Source organism: Halomonas garicola (genome assembly GCF_055382465.1).
On sequence record NZ_AP043931.1, the window covers coordinates 2382208 to 2398561 of the forward strand.

The following is a 16354-nucleotide window of genomic DNA, read 5'->3' on the forward strand; positions in this document are numbered from 1 at the left end:
CTATACTGATGGAATCGCTCACTGTCCTGCTCCTGTTGAAGACTTCGCCGACGGCGAAGGTTGGGACGACGGCGCGCCGGGTCTCACCCGCGCCAGCGTCCCTTCAAAGTGATCCAGCACCACCTCGGCCCCTTCGGCGGGCCAGTCGTCGGGGGCTGCATCCACGTAACGGGCGCGAAAGAAATCGCCCTTGATCTTGATGCCGCTGGCGCCGTCGTAGTCCCGGCGCACGATATGAAACCGCTCGCCGTGCTGGGCGCCGGTACCGGCGACGCCGTAGTTGACCCCGGCCGGGGAAAACCACGGCCGAATCACCCAGACCGCAAGCGGCACGCACACGGCGCTTGAAAGCCCCAGCACCGCCAGCTGAACGGAAAGCGGCACGCCAAGCGCTGCCGCCAACGCCGTGATCAGCGCCGCGGCGGCAAGCGCCAGCAGCACCAGGCTGCCGGTCATCAGCTCAGCAAGCGCCAGCGAAAGCGCAACCGTCAGCCAGAGAGAACCCGCACTGATCATATCCACGGTGTTGATACCCGCCTATTATCCGTTTGATTCATTGGCCACAAAGCCGCTAGCCCGCCAGCATGCTGCCGGAAAGCCCCAGAAGAAAGCCGGCGACCGCCCCCAGGGCGGGCATCCAGGTGTTTTTCAGTTTGGCCTGGGGGGCAATGTCGTCAAACACCAGGTACAAGATGCCGCCGCTGGCAAACAGCAGCAGCGTGCCCATCACCAGCGGATATTGCCCCAGCCAGTAGTAGCCGGCCAGGGCCGAGGCCGGGCCCAGCAGCGCCATAGCAAAAAACGCGGACAGAATAGTGCTCTGGGCCAGCCGGCCCGAGCGCGCCAGCTCTTCAAAGGCGTTAAAGCCTTCGGGCAGGTTCTGTAGCGCGATCAAAAACGCCAGCAGCAGCCCGGTGTTTTCCCCGGCGGCGAACGCTGCGCCCAGCGCAATGGCCTCGGGGATAAAGTCCGAGAGCATCGCTACCATCTGGCCGGCGGCGCTCTGCAGCCGGTTGAGCAGGATATCCAGCAAAAAGAACGTCACGCCGCCGGCGGCAAAGCTTAGCCCCGCCGCCAGCGGGGGCAGCTTGGCCACGCCATCGGGCACCAGCACCAGGGCGATGGCCGAGATCAGCGCGCCGCCGCCAAAGGCGACGATAAAATGTCGCCACTCGCTGCCAAGCCAGGCCGGGTGCAGCCGGTCAAACCGGGCAAACACCGCCCCGGCGGGCATTGCCACCCCGGCGCCCAGGGCAAGAAGCAGCACCAGCAACGTCTCGGGCATGACTGAGGTCCTTCGTCGTTATCGCACTGTTCACGGCGCCGGTAAGGAGCGCACTAGCGTGACAGCGCCTGCTCCAGCGGCTCGTCGTTATAAAGCGCCCGGCCGTCTTCCCAGGCAAAAACGTGGGGCGCGTCGTGGTTGATCATCAACGCCTGCAGCGCAGGAGGAAGCTCTATCACGATGGCGTCGGGCAGGGTATCGACGGCAAGCCTGGCGCTCAGCCGCGACGCCAGTTCGGCCCGAGTCTGCTGTGCGCTCATGGCCGGCTGGTTGAGGGTATCGCCTGGGGGTTCGTGAGCCTCGGCGCTGATGCCGGCCAGCAGGGCACGGGCCCTCTCCGGGGACAGGCTGTCGCCGTCAAACGCCACCCGGCCGGAAAGCTTTGCCTCGGCGCGGCCGAGCATGGGCAGAGCGGCGTCCAGCGTCAGGGTCTCGAGCTCGAGCGCGGGAGAGCGCGACAGCAGCGCGTGGGCCTGCTCCCTCAGCGTGGCCCGAAGCTCTCGGGTCAGGGCCTGCTGCTTGGCGGTCGATAGATCTTCCCCGGCATCGGCGCCTTTCAGGTGGCGCTCGAGCACCTCGGCCAGGGCAGCGAACGCGGCGTAGTCCAGCCCTTTCGCGGTCAGGTCAAGCTCGGCCCGGCCCGGCTCGCTGTCCATGAAAACGGCATCGTTTGCCGCAAGGTAGAGCCGTGAAGAATAGGTGTCGCCGTCGAGCGTGGCGGTATTGCGGATTTCGGCGTCGCCGAGGCTTGCAACTTGCGTGGGCGTGCCGCGGCTGTCGGCGGTGCGGCTGTCGGCGGTAACGGTGACGCCGTCCACGGCAAAGCGGGCATGGGAGCGACCGCCGCCTTCTTCGGCATCGATGTTGTGCTCAAGCTCGGCATCCAGGCCGTTGACCTCAAGGTGATCGACGTGGCTTTGCAGGCGAAGCTGGCGGGTAAGCATATCCAGCGCGAAGTGCTCGCGCTCGGCATCCACGTAGCCATCACCTTCGACCTGCGCCAGGGTCACGGCACCGCCGGCGGCGGTCAGTTCGTCGGCGTCAAAGCGGTAGTCGCGCTTGCCGCTGCCAAGGCCGGTGGTGAAATCGACCTCGCCGCTGAGCGCCTCGCCGTCAAACGTCATGGTACCCTCGGCGGTGCGCGACAGGTAGCCGACGTCCATGGCAAGCTCGCCGCTAAGGCCCGGGGCGTCAACCGCGTCCAGACGTGCGGTAAGCGACGTCTTGCCAAGCCCCTTGTGCGTTTCTACCTGGCTCACGTTAATGGCCTGTTCGGCCTCAAGCGCGGCAAGGCTCTCGCGGATCTGCTTTTCTGCGGCATTGCCCGCTATGGCATGGGCAATGAAGCCGCCCGCCACGATAGCGACACCGGCCGCCACGATGATTTTTTTATCCACAATCAACGTCCCTATTTTTGCTAAGCTCTGGTGCGGTTGTGCTGCCCGAAAACCGGCCGACACAGTGTCACACGGCACTCGATGCGCCGCCGCGCCATGCTAGCACGTCAAGCGGCACAGCATTGATTGGCAAGCTAACCGTTCCGCGTTCTTCGCTACGTTTCTGAACCCGTTCTTCAAAACGCTCTTCACAACACGTTCTTCAGCACATTGATTGGGGCCACCGTTGGGAAACACCTTTTGCCACGCTCGCTATCGCCGCCTGTCGCGGCTGGGCATCAAGCTCTTTGCGATTATCCTGAGCATCAACGTGGTGATTGCCGGCGCGGTTTTCCTCGCCGTCTCCTACAGCATCGACCGCGGCTTTCTGGACTACCTCAACCAGGCCCAGGAACGCCGCGCCATGCGCCTGGCCGAGGGCCTGACCGAACGCTGGCAGGAGCACCAGGGCTGGGAGTGGCTGGAAAGCGACCCGCTGCGCTGGCCCACCATCGTTTATCACGAGCTTGGCCGCGGCAACGCCGAGCGCCCCTCGCCGCTGGGCGAGGCCCAGGATTTCGCTCTGCGCGCGCCGGACGGCCGCTTCATCGTGGCCCCTCGGCACGCGGAAGACGATCCCGCCAGCTGGCACTGGATGCCCCTTGACGCCGACGACCGGACCATCGGCTCGCTGGGCTTTCGCCCGCCCCAGCAAATTCTCAAGCGCATGGAAAACCGCTTTCTCGACCGCCAGCGCAACAACCTCTCGCTGATCGTTATCTCGCTGGGCATTGCGTCGCTGCTGCTCGCCGGGAGCCTGTCGTGGTGGCTTGGCCGGCGCGCTCACACCCTGGCCACCGGCGCCATGCGCCTGACCCGTGGGGATTACCACATCCGCCTGCCGGTACGCGGCCGCGACGAGCTCTCAAGGCTCGCCCGGGACTTCAACGTGCTGGCATCGACGCTTGAGGCCAACCGCAACGCCCGCGCCCGCTGGGTGTCGGATACCGCCCACGAGCTACGTACGCCGCTGGCCGTGCTGCGCGGCGAGATCGAGGCCATGCAGGACGGCATCCGCCCGCTCGACACCGACAACCTCGGCTCGCTGGCCCAGGAGGTCGAGCAGCTCGAGCGCCTGGTGGCCGACCTGCGCCTGCTCTCCCAGAGCGACGCCGGCGCACTGGATATTCAGCTGGCGCCGCTGGACCTGAGCGACCATCTGCAGTGCCACCTGAACGACGCCAGGCGCTGGCTCGAGGATACCGGGTTCCGGCTCACCGACGAGCTGACGCCGTCGCTTCACATATACGGCGATGCCCAACGGCTGCGCCAGCTGTGGCACAATCTGCTCGATAACAGCCGCGCCTATACCCAAGAGCCGGGCACGCTCAACGTGACGCTCACCCGCGAGCAGGACGAAGCGGTGCTGGTATGGGAAGACAGCTCGCCCGGCGTACCCGAGCATGAACTGGCTCGGCTCACCGAGCGGCTGTACCGCGTGGAAGGCTCTCGCAGCCGCTCGAGCGGCGGCAGCGGCCTGGGGCTTTCCATTGTCAGCGCCCTGGTGCACGCTCACGATGGCCACCTGGACGCTTCAGCTTCGCCCCTTGGCGGGCTGCGCTGGACGCTGCGCCTGCCGCTGATATCGTCAACCTGATGTTGCCGCCACCCCGATTTTTCCGTGAGTGACCCATGCCCGCTAATGCCTCTTTACTGATTGTTGAAGACGAACCCAAGATTGCCCGCCTGATGGCCGACTACCTGCAGACCCACGGCTTTGAGACAACCACGCTGGACGACGGCAACGCGGTCATGCCCTGGCTCGAAGAGCAGCAGCCGGCGCTGATCCTTCTGGACCTGATGCTGCCGGGTCAGGACGGCCTGACCCTGTGCCGCAGCATTCGCCAGCGCTATCCGCAGACGGCCATCATCATGGTGACCGCCAAGGTAGAAGAGGTTGACCGCCTGCTGGGGCTGGAGCTTGGCGCCGATGACTACATCTGCAAGCCCTTCAGCCCGCGCGAAGTGGTCGCTCGGGTCAAGGCCGTGCTGCGCCGCAGCCAGGCCGCCCAGAGCGCTCCGCTCGCCGTGGATGACCCCGACGCCCCGGTACAGCTGAACGAGGACGGCTGGCAGGCCATTGCGGGCGGCCACGACCTGGGGCTTACCGCGGTGGAATTCCAGCTGCTGCGGGTGATGATGCGGGCGCCGGGACGGATCTTCAGCCGCGAGCAGCTGATGGACCATATGTACCGCGACAACCGCATCGTGTCCGAGCGCACCGTGGACAGCCACGTCAAGAAGCTGCGCAAGAAAATCAGCGAAGTTCTCCCCGAGCGCGACATCATCCGCTCGGTATACGGCGTGGGCTACAAGTACCAGCCCGACGAATAAGGCCGGGATCACGTTATTTACACACTGGCTGCAAAGGGTTTGCACCGGCATGGGAGAGGCTCGGGGTAGTCAATCGACCTCACCGCTATTCCAAGGAGTTGCCATGACATCGCCGCTTACGCTACGCCAACGTCTTGCCCCCGCCCTGCTGGCGGCCGCCCTGCTGCCGCTGGCGTTTACCGCCCATGCCGCCCCCGGCCAGGGCCAGGATGCTCAGGCCGGCGAAATGCCCGACGCCCTCAAGGAGCGCATGGAAGAGCGCCGCCAGGCCGTGTATGAGCAGGCCGGCATCGATCAGGCCACCCGCCAGGAGCTCAACGCCGCGCAGAAAGAGCACTACGAAGCCATGCAGGAGCTGCGCCAGGACTACCGCCAGCGCATGCAGGAAATCCTCACCGAAGAGCAGCAGCAGTCGCTCAACGAAGCCATGCGCGACGTCCAGCGCGAGCAGATGCAGCAGCGGGGCCAAGGCCAGGGCGAGCCCATGCCGCAGCAGTAACGACCGGACGTTCCCCGGAACACGGCAGCAGCTGGTATAATGGCGTGCGGCGCGAAGCTGCGCGCCTTTTTTATCCGCCTGTTTCTGTCCGGAGTCGTCATGTCGCGCCCGCGGTCTTCCTCTTTCCGTTTACCCCTTCCCGGCCGAGCCCTGGTTCAAGCCTGGCAGGCAGGGTATAGCCCGGGCCGACTGAAAAACGACGTACTCGCCGGCCTGACCATCGGCGTGGTCGCCGTGCCGCTGTCCATGGCGCTGGCCATTGCCACCGGAGTGGCGCCCCAGCACGGGCTCTACACGGCGATTGTGGCCGGCGCGCTGATCGCGCTTACCGGCGGCTCGCGGTTCAACATCTCCGGCCCCACGGCGGCGTTCGTGGTGATACTGTTTCCCATCGTCTCCAACTACGGCCTGGGCGGGCTTTTGATCGCCACCCTGATGGCGGGCGTTATCCTGTTGGCACTGGGGCTCGCCCGATTGGGCAGCCTTATTCAGTACGTGCCCTACCCCGTGATACTCGGGTTTACCGCGGGTATCGGCACCGTCATCGCCCTGCTGCAGCTTCCCGACTTTTTTGGCCTGGCAAGCCTTGAGCTCGGCGACAATACCCTGGCCAACGCCTGGCTGATTGCCCGGGCGCTCCCTGGCCTTGTGCCCGCGGAGCTCGGCATCGGCGTCATTACGCTAGCCACGCTGCTTGTCTGGCCGCGCCTGAAAACCCCGGTGCCGGCGCCGCTGGCCGGGCTTGCCGTGGGGACGCTGGCGGCGCTGCTGCTCGCCGCGTTGGGGGTCGAGGTCGACACCATCGCCTCGCGCTTTGACTGGATGATCGACGGCCAGAGCGGCAGCGGCATTCCCCCGTTGGCGCCGAGCTTTGACATGCCGTGGCATTTCCCCGGCGCCGACGGCGAGCCGCTGACGCTGGACTTTGCCCTGATCCAGGCGCTGCTGGGGCCGGCGCTGGCCATCGCCCTGCTGGCGGCCATCGAATCGCTGCTCTGCGCCGTGGTCGCCGACGGCCTCACCCGCACTCGTCACGACCCCAACGCCGAGCTTGTGGGTCAGGGTATCGGCAACATCGTGGTGCCGTTTTTCGGCGGCATTACCGCCACCGCCGCCCTTGCACGCACCGCCACCAACATCAAGAGCGGCGCTTTTTCACCCGTGTCGGCGGTAGTGCACTCGCTGGTGGTGCTGCTGGCCGTGGTGGTGCTCGCCGGCGTTTTGGGCCGCGTCCCCATGTCCGCGCTGGCCGCGCTGCTGCTGATCATTGCGTGGAACATGAGCGAAGCCAAAAACTTCGTGCACACGCTGAAAACCGCGCCGGCAAGCGACGTCGGGGTGCTGGTGATCTGCTTCGGGCTGACCGTGGCCTTCGACATGGTGGTCGCCGTCGCCGTGGGTATCAGCCTCGCCGCGGCGCTGTTCATCCGCCGCATGGCCCAGCTGACCGGCGTCGAACGCCAGCCCGAACGCCCGGCGGGAAGCCCCGAGCTCCCCGCAGGTACGGCGCTTTACCGCATCAGCGGGCCGATGTTCTTCGGCGCCGCGGAGAAGGCCATTGCCACCCTGCGTACGGTGGATCAGGACGTGCATACGGTGCTGCTCGACATGCGCACCGTGCCCAGCCTGGACGCCACCGCCATGGTGGCCCTTGACGGGCTGCGCCGGGAGCTTGCCGAACAGCACGTCGGGCTGGTGTTTATCGGCCTGCCCGCGCGCATGCAGCTCAAGCTCAAGCGCGCGGGCATTGGCCGCCGGGCAGGCAAGCTTGCCATGACCGAAAGTATTGAGCGCGCCGCGAAGCTGGCGCGGCGCTGGCAGGTAGCGGGCTAGAAAAAGCCCATGGGGTTGATGTCGTAGCTCACCAGCAGGTTCTTGGTCTGCTGGTAGTGTTCAAGGGCCATCTTGTGGGTTTCGCGGCCCACGCCGGACTTCTTGTAGCCGCCGAACGCCGCGTGGGCCGGGTATTGGTGATAGCAGTTGGTCCATACGCGCCCGGCCTGGATGCCGCGGCCCATGCGGAAGGCCACGTTGATGTCGCGGCTCCACACCCCGGCGCCGAGGCCGAACTCGGTATCGTTGGCAATGGCCAGCGCCTCGGCCTCGTCCTTGAACGTGGTGACGGCCACCACCGGGCCGAAGATTTCCTCCTGGAACACCCGCATTTTGTTGCCGCCCTTGAGCAGCGTCGGCTGGACGTAGTAGCCCTGGTCCAGGCTGCCCTCCATGGTCTCCCTGTCGCCGCCGGTGAGAAACTCGGCGCCCTCTTCCCGAGCCACTTCCATGTACGACATGATCTTGTCGAACTGCTCTCGGGACGCCTGGGCGCCCACCTGCACCTCGGTATCCAGCGGATTGCCGCGCTTGATGGTCAGCGTGCGCTCGATCACCTTAGCCATGAAGTCGTCGTACATGCTCTCCTGCACCAGCGCCCGGGACGGGCAGGTACAGACCTCGCCCTGGTTTAAAAACGCCAGCACCAGGCCTTCCACGGCCTTGTCGACGAACTCGGGCTCGGCGTTCATGATATCGGCGAAGTAGACGTTGGGCGACTTGCCGCCAAGCTCCACGGTGGAGGGAATGATGTTTTTCGCCGCGCATTCCAGGATATGCGAGCCCACCGGGGTGGAGCCGGTGAAGGCAATCTTGGCAATGCGCGGGCTGGCGGCCAGCGCCTGCCCGGCCTCTTCGCCGAAGCCGTTGACGATATTGATCACCCCCGGCGGCAGCAGATCGCCGATCAGCTTCATCAGCTCGAGGATCGAGGCCGGCGTCTGCTCGGCGGGCTTGAGCACCACGCAGTTACCGGCGGCAAGCGCGGGCGCCAGCTTCCAGGTGGCCATCAGCAGCGGGAAGTTCCAGGGGATGATCTGGCCAACCACGCCCAGCGGCTCGTGGAAGTGGTAGGCCACGGTGTTGCCGTCGATGTCCGCCGCCGACCCTTCCTGGGCGCGGATGCAGCCGGCAAAGTAGCGGAAATGGTCCACCGCCAGGGGCAGGTCGGCGTTAAGGCATTCGCGTATCGCCTTGCCGTTGTCCCAGGTCTCCGCTACGGCCAGCTTCTCGAGGTGCTGCTCGATGCGGTCGGCGATTCGCAGCAGCACGCGGCTGCGCGCCGCCGGCGACGTCCTGCCCCACTCCGGGGCCGCGGCGTGGGCGGCGTCCAGCGCCTTGTCCACGTCCTCGGCGGACGAGCGGGGGATCTCGCAGAAAACGTCGCCGTTGACCGGGCTGACGTTATCGAAGTATTCGCCGCTGACCGGCGGCACAAACTCACCGCCGATGTAGTTGCCGTAGCGCTGCTCAAACGTGATCAAGGCATCGGTGTCGCCAGGGTTGGCATAGATCATGGCATGGCTCCTGCTGGAGTGAAGGTTTACCCCGTCCAGTGTTGACCAGCCGGACCACTTGTCAAACCCTCCAAACGTCGCAGACCGGCTGCCGCTCCCGGGTTAAGCCGCCGCGCTAGCGCACGATCATCACCGAGGCCTTGGCATGGTGCACCACGTGCTCCGAGTTGGGCCCGAGCACGTAGTCCACGAAACGGCGCTTGTTGTGCGATGCCATGACGATCAGGTCCACCTCCAGCTGATCGGCCACCTTGATGATGGCCTCCCAGGGCGAGCCGTCGACGACCACGCTCTGGGTTTGCACGTCGGCGGGGATCTGGTCATCGATAAAGGCGTGCTGGGCTTCGATCACGGCGGCCTTGGCATCCCGAGCGAAGTTTTTGGGGAAATACGCGCCCACCATGGGCATTTTGACGTCCGGGCGCACCGTGAGCACGTGCAGCGATGCGCCGAACGTCCGGCACAGTGTGACCGCCGTCGGCAATGCCTTTTGCCACGATGCCTCTTCGTTGATATCCACCGGCAGTAGAATCTTGCGGTACATACAGTCCCTCCTTTATGCCGCCACTTCGGGCGTTTCGCGGCGACGGCGGCGGCGCTGCAGCGCCACGACCAGGCCAAATACGCCAAGCGCCGGCAGCCACATCCACTCTTTGGTCCAGCGATCCACCGGCGCCTGCACCTGGATAATTTCCTGGTCGAAGTCAAAGCCCATATCGGCCGCCTGGCTGCCGTAGGTCACCATGTCCACCACGGCCTTGTCGTCTTCGATGAGAAGCTCAAGGCCGAGGTTCTCCAGCCGTTCCTGGCCGGTATCACCCTCCGGCACGGGCAGCGTCATGTAGGTGGTCATGGGCTCGCCGTAGCTATCAAGCCCGCTGATCTGCAGGCGCAGCGTGGCATTGGCCCCCGCCGCGTCCAGCGCTTCAACAAACTGCGTCGGCGGTATGTCGCGGTACGGATCGTGCAGCTGGTCCATCCAGAAGCCCGGGCGGAACAGGGTAAAGGCCACCAGCAGCAGCAGAGCGGACTCGTACCAGCGGCTGCGAGTGATCATGTAGCCCTGGGTGGCCGCGGCGAAGATCAGCATGGCGCCGGTCGCCACCACGAAAATCAGCAGGCCCTGCAGGGGGCTGACGTCGATCAGCAGCAGGTCAGTGTTGAAAATGAACAGAAACGGCAGCGCGGCGGTGCGCAGGCTATAGTAGAACGCCTGAAAGCCCGTGCGTATGGGGTCGCCGCCGGACACCGCCGCCGCGGCAAAGGACGCAAGCCCCACCGGCGGGGTGACGTCGGCCATGATGCCGAAGTAAAACACGAACAGGTGCACCGCGATCAGCGGCACCAGCAGGCCGTTCTGCTGGCCCAGCTGGATGATCACTGGCGCCAGCAGCGCCGACACCACGATGTAGTTGGCGGTGGTGGGTAGCCCCATGCCGAGGATCAGGCTGAGCACCGCGGTAAAGAAGAGGATGAGCAGCAGGTTGCCCATGGCGATAGTTTCCACCACATCGGCCAGCACCAGGCCTACCCCGGTCTGGGATACGGCGCCAACGATAATCCCCGCAGTCGCGGTGGCAATGCCGATGCCGATCATGTTGCGCGCGCCGGTCACCAGGCCATTCCACAGGTCCAGCGCGCCTTCCTTGACGTCCTCGCCCAGGTTGCCCCGGCCGCGCAGGGCCGCGGTGATCGGCCGCTGGGTGAGCATGATGAAGACCATAAACACCGTGGCCCAGAAGGCTGAAAGCCCGGGCGACAGCCGCTCGACCATCAAGCACCAGATCAGCACGATCACCGGCAGGATATACTGCAGCCCGACCATCACCGTGGGGCGCGTTTGCGGCAGCTGGTAGATGGGCTTGCTCGGGTCGTCCAGCTCAAGCTCGGGGTAGCCCGACGCCAGCTTCAATAGCCCCAGGTAGACCACGACCAGCCCGGCCGAAATCACCCAGGGCGCCGCCGCGCCCAGCACCGGCTTTAGCCAGCCAAGGCCGTAGTAAACCCCCAGCCCGACAATCATCATCAACAGCAGCCCGGCGAGAAACCCGGCCACCTTGCGCACCAGGGGCTTGGGCGGATTGGTGCTCTCCAGCCCCTCCATGTTGGCCTTGAGCGCCTCAAGGTGAACGATATAAATCAGCGCGATATAGGAAATCAGCGCCGGCAGGAAGGCGTGCTTGATCACCTCGACGTAGGAAATACCGACGTATTCCACCATCAGAAAGGCGGCCGCGCCCATGACCGGCGGCATGATCTGGCCGTTGACCGAGGACGCCACCTCCACCGCGCCGGCCTTCTCTGAAGGAAAGCCCACCCGCTTCATCATGGGGATGGTGAACGTGCCGGTGGTAACGGTATTGGCAATGGAGGAGCCGGAAATCAGCCCGGTCATGCCCGAGGCCACTACCGCTGCCTTGGCCGGGCCGCCCTTGAAGTGGCCCAGCATGGAAAAGGCCACCTTGATGAAATAGTTGCCGGCGCCGGCCTTGTCCAGCAGCGCGCCGAACAGGACGAACAGGAACACAAAGCTGGTCGACACCCCCAGCGCAATGCCGAACACCCCCTGGGTAGTCAGCCACTGGTGGTTAATCAGCGCTTCCAGGCTCACGCCCTTGTGCGCCAGCATACCCGGCATCCAGGGGCCGGCCAGGGAGTAGGTCAGAAACACCAGCGCCACAATGGTCAGCGGCGGGCCTAGCGCGCGGCGGGTCGCCTCCAGCAGCAGCACGATGCCCATCACCCCGACCACCACGTCCTGGATCAGCGGGGCGCTTGGCCGCTGGGCGAGCGACTCGTAGAACAGAAACATGTAGGCGCCGCAAAACGCCGCCAGCCCGGCCAGTATCCAGTCCTGCAGGGGAATATGGTCCCGCGGCGAGCGCTTGAGCGCGGGATAGGCCATATAGGCCAGAAACAGCGCGAACGCCAGGTGGACCGAGCGCGACTCGGTGGCGTTGAAGACCCCGACGCCGAACACAAACGGCAGGGGCGAGGCGATCCACAGCTGGAAAAGCGACCACACCGCGGCAATGCCGACCAGCAGCTTTCCGGGGACGCCGGCGGGCTTGCGCGCCCCGGAGTCGGTCGAGGCGACCATGTCGTCAAGGTCTACCTGGGGTTCCAGCGTGGTACCGGAACGCGTGGCGGACGGCGGCGCTTTTTTGCTGTGCTCTGTCATAAGCAAGCCCTGCACAAAAATGGAGAACGAGGCGCAGTGTCAGCAGCAAACAAGCTGCCCGCCTGCGCGCGGAAGGCGATTTTCGTCGTCTCTGGCCGCCGGTGCAATCATTGTTTTAGCAGCATAGCCTGTCGCGGCCCGGCGGGCACGTTTCACGCCGCCGATGGCTGAAGCTAAAACGCAGCGCGCGACCCCGTGGGGCCGCGCGTATGAAACTAGCAGGCGTGGTTAACGGCTTCGTCGATTTATTCCTCGTCGATCCAGCCCTGCTCGCGGTAGTAGCGCGCGGCACCCTCGTGCAGCGGTGCGGACAGGCCGGTGGTAACCATTTCTTCGGGGTCGAGGTTTTCAAACGCCGGGTGCAGGCGCTTGAAACGGTCGAAGTTATCGAACACGGCCTTGACGGTCTGGTAGACCACTTCGTCGTCGGTATCCGCCGTGGTGACGAAGGTCGCCGCTACGCCGAAGGTTTCGACGTCGTCGGGGTTGTTCTTGTAAAGGCCGCCGGGAATGGTCGACATGGAGTAGTAGGGATACTCGTCGACGATGCCCTGGATGTCGTCATCGTTGAGCGGGATCAGGTGGGAGTCCACGGTGGTGGTGGCTTCCTGGATCGCGCCGTTGGGATGGCCGACCACGTAGGTCATGGCGTCGATGTTGTTGTCGGCCAGCGCCGAGGCCATTTCCGCTGCGTCCAGCTGGGAGGCGAGCGAAAAGGTATCCTTGTCCCAGCCCTTGGCGTCCATCACCACTTCCATGGTGTTGCGCTGACCGGAGCCGGGATTACCGATGTTGACCCGCTTGTCGACCAGGTCGTCCAGCGTCTCGATACCCGAGTCGGCCCGGGCCAGCAGCGTCAGCGGCTCGCCGTGGATGCGAAATACCGCGCGCAGGTCTTCAAAGGCGTCGCCTTCAAAGTTGCCCTCGCCTTCATAGGCCTGGTACTGCACGTCCGACTGCAGCACGCCCATGTCCAGCTCGCCGGACTTCATGCCGTTGGCGTTGGCGACCGAGCCGCCGGTCGACGGCGCGTTACAGCGAATGTTGTGCTCTTCGCTGTTCTTGTTGACCAGGCGGCAGACGGACTGCCCGACCACATAGTACACCCCGGTCTGGCCGCCGGTGCCGATGGTCACGTAGCGCTCTTCCTGATCCTGAGCCATGGCCGGCGCGGCAAAGGTCGCCGCGGCCAGCAGCGCGCCGGAAAACGCGGCAGTAGAAAAGACATGACGTTTCATGGGCATTCCCCTTTATTCTGATGTTGTCGATTATTGTCGTGCTAGTGCTGCGTTGCCAGCAAGCATCAGCTGTTGCTGACAATAGATCAGGCGCCGTTAAACTGCAAAATAGGGTGACGAACGCCTGATTACAAGCGTTAATGTAACGCGCCGCCAAGGCCGGGCGCTATTCGGCACGGCACTGCCCGGAGAGCGGGGCCGCCGAGACGCAGTCACCCTCGACAATCCCCCGGCTGGCAAAGTAGCCGGCGTTGACCTCGAGCGCCGCCTGGTAGGCACTGCCGGGCGTATACGCCGGGCACCTGGCCGCATCCGCCGACTCGCAGGGCGGCATGGTTTGCAGGCTGACGATGCGCCCGTCGCCGTCGATAAAGGCGATATCCAGGGGGATCAGCGTGCGGTACATCCAGAAGCCGCGGCTCCCCGGCTGGGTCTGGCCGTACACAAACAGCATGCCGTGTTCCTCGCCGAGCTCCCGGCGACCCATCAGCCCTCGCGCGCGCTGAGCCGGCGTATCCACGATCTCGACCTCCAGCCGCTGCGGCCCGCCGGCCGTGTGAATCACCGCCGTATGGCGATCCGGCGCTGACGGCTCTGCGGCCCACAGCCAGGAAGCCGGCAGCAAGGCAGCGACAGGCAGCGCAAGCGTAGCGCCCAGCAGTCGGCGGCGAGTCAGCGTCATGGCGGTTTCCCCGGGGGTCATTCGTTGTCTTTCAGCGTAATGCGCAGCTCCAGCGGGTATTCATCGCAGTTGTCACCCTCGCCGCCGCGATCCACCACCAGGAACTCGCCTTCACGCTCCAGCACCGACTGAATCGCGTGCCAGACGCCGGCGCGGTAGTTCACGCCCTGGCGGCCGTCGGTGACAAAGGCGCGCACGTCGGCCGGATCGATGGTCTCGCCGGCGGGCGCCACCACGACGATAAAGCGCTCTTCGTGCAGCGGCATGAACGCCTGGCTGCCCTTGGGGTGGCGCTCGAGAAACGGCAGCTCCAGCGGCGTAGTAATCGGCTGGCTGACAAAGATGCTGACCACCGTGTGCGCGTTGTCACCCAGGGTTTCGACCCGAGCCAGATCATGGTGGCGCTGGGTGAGCCCCGAGTTGATCGGAAAGGAGTCCGAGGTGCGCGCGTCGATCACGTCGCCAAAGGGCGCAAAGGCTTCCGCCGTCAGCGGCTCTGCAACAAGTTCCAGCATGGTCTCTCCTCGACGTTACGCCTTACAGGGCGTTGATCTTGAGTTTGGGATGACGGTTGACGTCCTTGTACAGCAGGTAGCGGAACGGACCGGGGCCGCCGGCGTAGCAGGCCTGGGGGCAGAAGGCGCGCAGCCACATGAAGTCGCCGGCTTCCACTTCCACCCAGTTCTGATTGAGGTGGTAGACCGCCTTGCCTTCGAGCACGTAAAGGCCGTGCTCCATGGTGTGGGTTTCGTCAAACGGGATCGACGCGCCCGGCTGGAACGTCACGATGTTGACGTGCATGTCGTGGCGCACGTCTTCCGGGTCGACAAAGCGCGTGGTTGCCCAGCGGCCATCAGTATCCGGCATGGCGTGGGGCTCAAGGTCGTTTTCGTTGGTGACAAAGGCCTCGGGTACATCGACCCCCTCAACAAACTCGTAGGCCTTGCGCAGCCAGTGGAAGCGCACCGGCTCGCCGGACTCGTTGCGCAGCTGCCAGCTGCTGTTTGGCGGGATGAAGGCGTAGCCGCCGGTCTTCATGGCGTGCTTCTCGCCTTCCAGGGTCAGCGTCATTTCGCCTTCGACGACGAACAGCACGCCTTCGGCCTGGGGGTCGAGCTCTGGCTTGTCGCTGCCGCCGCCGGGCTGGACTTCCACAATGTACTGGGAGAACGTCTCGGCAAAGCCGGTCAGCGGACGCGCCAGCACCCACAGACGGGCGCCGTTCCAGAACGGCAGGTTGCTGGTGACGATATCGCGCATCACGCCCTTGGGAATTACCGCATACGCTTCGGTGAAGACGGCGCGGTCAGACGTCAGCTGCGTCTGCGGCGGATGCCCGCCGCGGGGGGCGTAATAAGTATGGCTCATGTCAGCTCCTTGCTGGTTGGTGGGGGGTGATGGCCATTAACGGCCGGGGGCGGGATGCTCCCTGGCCCAGTGGCGCGCGATATCCACCCGGCGAGCGACCCAGACCTGATCGTGGGACTCGATGTAGTCCAAAAAGCGCTGCAGCGCGCGAAAACGTCCCGGGCGGCCCAGCATCCGGCAGTGCATGCCCACCGAGAGCATCTTCGGCGCCTCTTCGCCTTCGGCGTAGAGGACGTCGAACGCATCGCGCAGGTAGGTGAAGAAATGGTCCGCGGTGTTGAAGCCCTGGGGCGCGGCAAAGCGCATGTCGTTGGTATCAAGCGTGTAGGGCACGACGAGGTGGTCGTGCTCGCTGCCCTGGCTATCGGCTTCCCGGGTCCAGAACGGCAGATCGTCGCCGTAGTAGTCGCTGTCGTACAAAAAGCTGCCTTCGTCCAGCACCAGGCGGCGCGTATTGGGGCTGTCGCGGCCGGTGTACCAGCCTTCGGGCTTCTCGCCGTAAAGCCGCTGGAAGATCTCCACGGCTTTTTTCATGTGCTCGCGCTCGACGTCTTCGGGCACTTCCTGATAGTGAATCCAGCGGTAGCCGTGGCACGCCACCTCATGCCCCAGCTCCTTGAACGCCCGAGCCACTTCGGGGTGGCGTTCAAGCGCCATGGCCACACCGAATACGGTCAGCGGCAGATCGCGCTTCTCAAACTCGCGCAGGATGCGCCAGACGCCGACCCGCGAACCGTATTCGTAGATGGACTCCATGCTCAGATGACGATCGGGAAAAGACGGCGCGCCGATCATTTCGGAGAGGAACTGCTCCGAGCCTTCATCGCCGTGGAGCACGTTGTTTTCCGCGCCCTCCTCGTAGTTGAGGACGAACTGCACGGCAATTTTGGCGTTGCCCGGCCAGTTGGCCTTGGGCGGATTCTTGCCGTAGCCAATCAGGTCGCGCGGATAGTCACGTTGGGACATAACACACTCGTTTTC

General features: G+C 64.9%; 15 protein-coding genes. 4 read left to right on the forward strand and 11 right to left on the reverse strand.

Translation table 11 applies throughout. From position 1 onward, the window contains the following. Positions 1–18 precede the first annotated feature (18 nt). From ACZ46Y_RS11475 to ACZ46Y_RS11485, 3 genes are read right to left on the reverse strand one after another with little or no spacing between them, the layout of a single operon-like run. Positions 19–516 (reverse strand): NfeD family protein, encoded by a 498-nt coding sequence (locus ACZ46Y_RS11475; RefSeq protein WP_311952528.1) that lies wholly within the window; start codon positions 514–516, stop codon positions 19–21. A gap of 55 nt (positions 517–571) precedes the next feature. Then, positions 572–1285: a ZIP family metal transporter gene (locus ACZ46Y_RS11480; protein WP_311952092.1), complete on the reverse strand. Its 714-nt coding sequence runs from the start codon at positions 1283–1285 to the stop codon at positions 572–574. 53 nt (positions 1286–1338) lie between these two features. Continuing rightward, a complete protein-coding gene (locus ACZ46Y_RS11485; protein WP_311952095.1) occupies positions 1339–2682 on the reverse strand; it encodes a DUF945 family protein in 1344 nt (447 codons plus the stop codon). A gap of 226 nt (positions 2683–2908) precedes the next feature. On the opposite strand from ACZ46Y_RS11485, the gene ACZ46Y_RS11490 reads away from it, so the two are divergent. The 4 genes from ACZ46Y_RS11490 (at position 2909) to dauA (ending at position 7387) form a co-directional block, all read left to right on the forward strand. Next, complete coding sequence (locus tag ACZ46Y_RS11490) at positions 2909–4318, forward strand: ATP-binding protein (protein WP_311952098.1); 1410 nt, start codon at positions 2909–2911, stop codon at positions 4316–4318. A 35-nt stretch (positions 4319–4353) separates the two neighbouring features. Then, positions 4354–5055 carry a response regulator gene (locus tag ACZ46Y_RS11495; protein WP_311952101.1) on the forward strand — a complete coding sequence of 234 codons (702 nt, stop codon included), beginning with the start codon at positions 4354–4356 and terminating at the stop codon, positions 5053–5055. A gap of 103 nt (positions 5056–5158) precedes the next feature. Beyond that, the gene (locus ACZ46Y_RS11500) at positions 5159–5554 is read left to right on the forward strand and encodes a hypothetical protein (protein ID WP_311952104.1); all 396 of its coding nucleotides are present in this window, start codon (positions 5159–5161) and stop codon (positions 5552–5554) included. Between the two features lie 99 nt (positions 5555–5653). Next, on the forward strand, positions 5654–7387 hold the full coding sequence (dauA, locus tag ACZ46Y_RS11505) for a C4-dicarboxylic acid transporter DauA (protein WP_376717567.1): 1734 nt from the start codon (positions 5654–5656) through the stop codon (positions 7385–7387). Here dauA and exaC read toward each other — a convergent pair. The 8 genes from exaC to puuE all read right to left on the reverse strand — a co-directional run bounded on the left by exaC (position 7384) and on the right by puuE (position 16339). Further along, complete coding sequence (gene exaC, locus ACZ46Y_RS11510; RefSeq protein WP_311952110.1) at positions 7384–8904, reverse strand: acetaldehyde dehydrogenase ExaC; 1521 nt, start codon at positions 8902–8904, stop codon at positions 7384–7386. The genes dauA and exaC overlap by 4 nt on opposite strands. 115 nt (positions 8905–9019) lie before the next feature. Next, entirely contained in the window at positions 9020–9448 is a 429-nt protein-coding gene (locus ACZ46Y_RS11515) for a universal stress protein (RefSeq protein ID WP_311952114.1), read from the reverse strand. 12 nt (positions 9449–9460) lie between these two features. Next, positions 9461–12085 (reverse strand): TRAP transporter permease, encoded by a 2625-nt coding sequence (locus ACZ46Y_RS11520; protein ID WP_311952116.1) that lies wholly within the window; start codon positions 12083–12085, stop codon positions 9461–9463. A gap of 245 nt (positions 12086–12330) precedes the next feature. Beyond that, a complete protein-coding gene (locus ACZ46Y_RS11525; RefSeq protein WP_311952119.1) occupies positions 12331–13323 on the reverse strand; it encodes a TAXI family TRAP transporter solute-binding subunit in 993 nt (330 codons plus the stop codon). 166 nt (positions 13324–13489) lie between these two features. Next, positions 13490–14005 (reverse strand): DUF192 domain-containing protein, encoded by a 516-nt coding sequence (locus ACZ46Y_RS11530; RefSeq protein WP_311952122.1) that lies wholly within the window; start codon positions 14003–14005, stop codon positions 13490–13492. A gap of 17 nt (positions 14006–14022) precedes the next feature. Further along, entirely contained in the window at positions 14023–14520 is a 498-nt protein-coding gene (locus tag ACZ46Y_RS11535; RefSeq protein WP_311952125.1) for an ureidoglycolate lyase, read from the reverse strand. A gap of 22 nt (positions 14521–14542) precedes the next feature. Next, the gene (locus tag ACZ46Y_RS11540) at positions 14543–15373 is read right to left on the reverse strand and encodes a bifunctional allantoicase/(S)-ureidoglycine aminohydrolase (RefSeq protein WP_311952127.1); all 831 of its coding nucleotides are present in this window, start codon (positions 15371–15373) and stop codon (positions 14543–14545) included. 36 nt (positions 15374–15409) lie between these two features. Then, positions 15410–16339 (reverse strand): allantoinase PuuE, encoded by a 930-nt coding sequence (puuE, locus tag ACZ46Y_RS11545; protein ID WP_311952129.1) that lies wholly within the window; start codon positions 16337–16339, stop codon positions 15410–15412. Positions 16340–16354 lie beyond the last annotated feature (15 nt).